This is a genomic window from Micromonospora sp. ATA51, from assembly GCF_016802855.1.
Lineage (GTDB): Bacteria > Actinomycetota > Actinomycetes > Mycobacteriales > Micromonosporaceae > Micromonospora > Micromonospora sicca.
The window spans coordinates 1-1,975 of the sequence record NZ_JAEVHJ010000590.1; the positions used below are offsets into that span (position 1 = coordinate 1).

Annotated in this window: 1 protein-coding gene and 1 pseudogene; both read left to right on the forward strand. The window is 63.0% G+C overall.

Annotated features, from left to right (window positions below):
- Positions 1–251: 251 nt before the first annotated feature.
- Positions 252–1,037: pseudogene (locus tag JNW87_RS38080) on the forward strand (D-alanyl-D-alanine carboxypeptidase family protein); the annotation flags it as partial.
- A gap of 345 nt (positions 1,038–1,382) precedes the next feature.
- Positions 1,383–1,964 carry a DUF4396 domain-containing protein gene (locus tag JNW87_RS38085; RefSeq protein ID WP_238455407.1) on the forward strand — a complete coding sequence of 194 codons (582 nt, stop codon included), beginning with the start codon at positions 1,383–1,385 and terminating at the stop codon, positions 1,962–1,964.
- Positions 1,965–1,975: the final 11 nt, after the last annotated feature.

The following is a 1,975-nucleotide window of genomic DNA, read 5'->3' on the forward strand; positions in this document are numbered from 1 at the left end:
CGTGATCAAAACGGTCAGGACCATCGGCGTCATCCCGCCACGCCGCAGACCCCCGGATACCCACCCAACACCATGATCAACTTAGGCTACGCGGCATTGACCCCAAGCCCCACCAGACCTGCGAGCCGCACTGGCCTCCATCACACGGCCCGTCGACGACTACGCCCGCCGCGCCCGTCTTCCCCTGGCCGCATGAAAACTTGACCCAAGTGTGAAGAAACCAGCGACCAAAGATCGTTAGCCCTGATGCCCCGCGCCTCGATTCGGCCCAGGTCGTCGAGGTGAAACGGGTGGATCTGGCCGATCTCGATCCGGAAAGCTCGTTGATGGGGGTGGTCGAGGGCGGCCGATACCTGATCGAGACCTTGTGGCTGGGACTCCTCCTGAGGTCGGGAAACGACGCGGCCAACGTGTTGGCCCCGCGTCGGCGGCGGCAAGAACGGCAGGCAGGGCGGAGTCGACGCGATGAACCAGGAGGCACGTCGGCTGCGGGCGAACCACTCCCACGCGGTGACGCCCTCGGGTCTGGACGGCCCCGGTCAGTACACCAGCGCGTGCGACCTGGCGCTGATCGCCCGGGCCTGCTTCGCCCGCGAGGACTTTCGGAGATACATCGCAACCCGCGTGGCGTACGTTCCGGCACAGCCGGGAAAGCCGGGCTTCCAGATCGTCAACGACAACACTCTGCTGGACCGCGTTTCCGGCATGCTGGGCGGGAAGACGGGCTTCAGGCAACTGGCCCGGCAAAAGTACGTCGGCGTGGTGGAACGCGACGGGTGCGGCTCGTGGTGAGCCTGCTCGGTGCCGAGACCGCGCCGCTGGGGAGCTCCGGGGAGGCCCTAGCCCTGCTCGACTGGGGCTTCGCGCTTCCTCCCGACGCGACCGTAGGCCGCTTGGTCTCACCCGAAGAGAAGCAGTCTTGGTCATTTTCATTGCTGGCCGGGCTGGGCGTGGGTGCTGCCGTCACACTCGTGGTCATGATCGTGGCAACTTTCTGGTGGCGTAGCAGGCCGCGCCGTGGAGCCGCCTCACGGTGAAGGGGGCGCGTAACCCGGTGAAGCATTGCTCGGCATCGGGTTCATTGTTCAGCCCGCAAGGCGCGATGTTGTGCAGGTGGGCGATGCCGGATGCCTCACCGCCCGATGTGCTCTCATGTTTGAGACGGCATCTCGACTTGGGTCGCCTTCCTCACCTGGTGGCGGAGTTCGTCACATCCGCCGCCACCGACATTGCATTGAGTGCCCTGGAGGCGAACGGAGATGATTGTGCAACCGACGTGGCTCGTGATGCTTTCGTGGGCTGTGCTCTTTGTGGGGTTGGCCAGCACCGTCGTTGTCGTTGTTGACCAATTTATTTTTGGATATCGTCAGCCGGTCAAGGTCATGGAGATTGTCTGGCCGGCGACCGCCCTCTACCTTGGCCCAGCAGCCGTCCTGGCCTACAGAAAGTGGGGTAGACCCCAGTCTCCCCGGTGGCTGGACCGGCACGGCAACCCGCCCAGGAGGTCGCGACATGCTCCTACGATAATCCAAGTTTATCATTGTGGGACGCACTGCACTCTGGGTGTCATCATTGCTACGCCTATCACCTACGGCGTTGGCCTCGAAATATTCGGCAGCACACTGTGGCCCGAAGTCGTTGGCGACTATGTAGGTGCAGTGGCCATAGGCGTTGCATTTCGCTACTCTGCTGAGGCTCACACGGGTGGTCGAAGAGCGTGGGCCGCAATGCGGAAATTTTTCAGGAGCGACCTGCTGACCGTGTCCGTCTTCGAGCTCGGCCTATTAGGTTGGCTGGCGCTAATGCATTTTCTTGTTTTCCACGAGGCCCTGCGGCCTGGTAGTCCGGTGTTTTGGCTCATTATCCAGGTCGGGCTGATCATCGGCTTCTTCGCCGCTTGGCCGCCAACCTCGTTGCTGATCCGCCGCGGCGTCAAAACGGAATTGCTGGGCACGCCGCAGTAGGTGGTGATGCG

Excerpts from the sequence above, each read along its gene's own strand:
- JNW87_RS38085 (WP_238455407.1), top strand. The coding sequence starts at position 1,383 with ATGGAGATTGTCTGGCCGGCGACCGCCCTCTACCTTGGCCCAGCAGCC.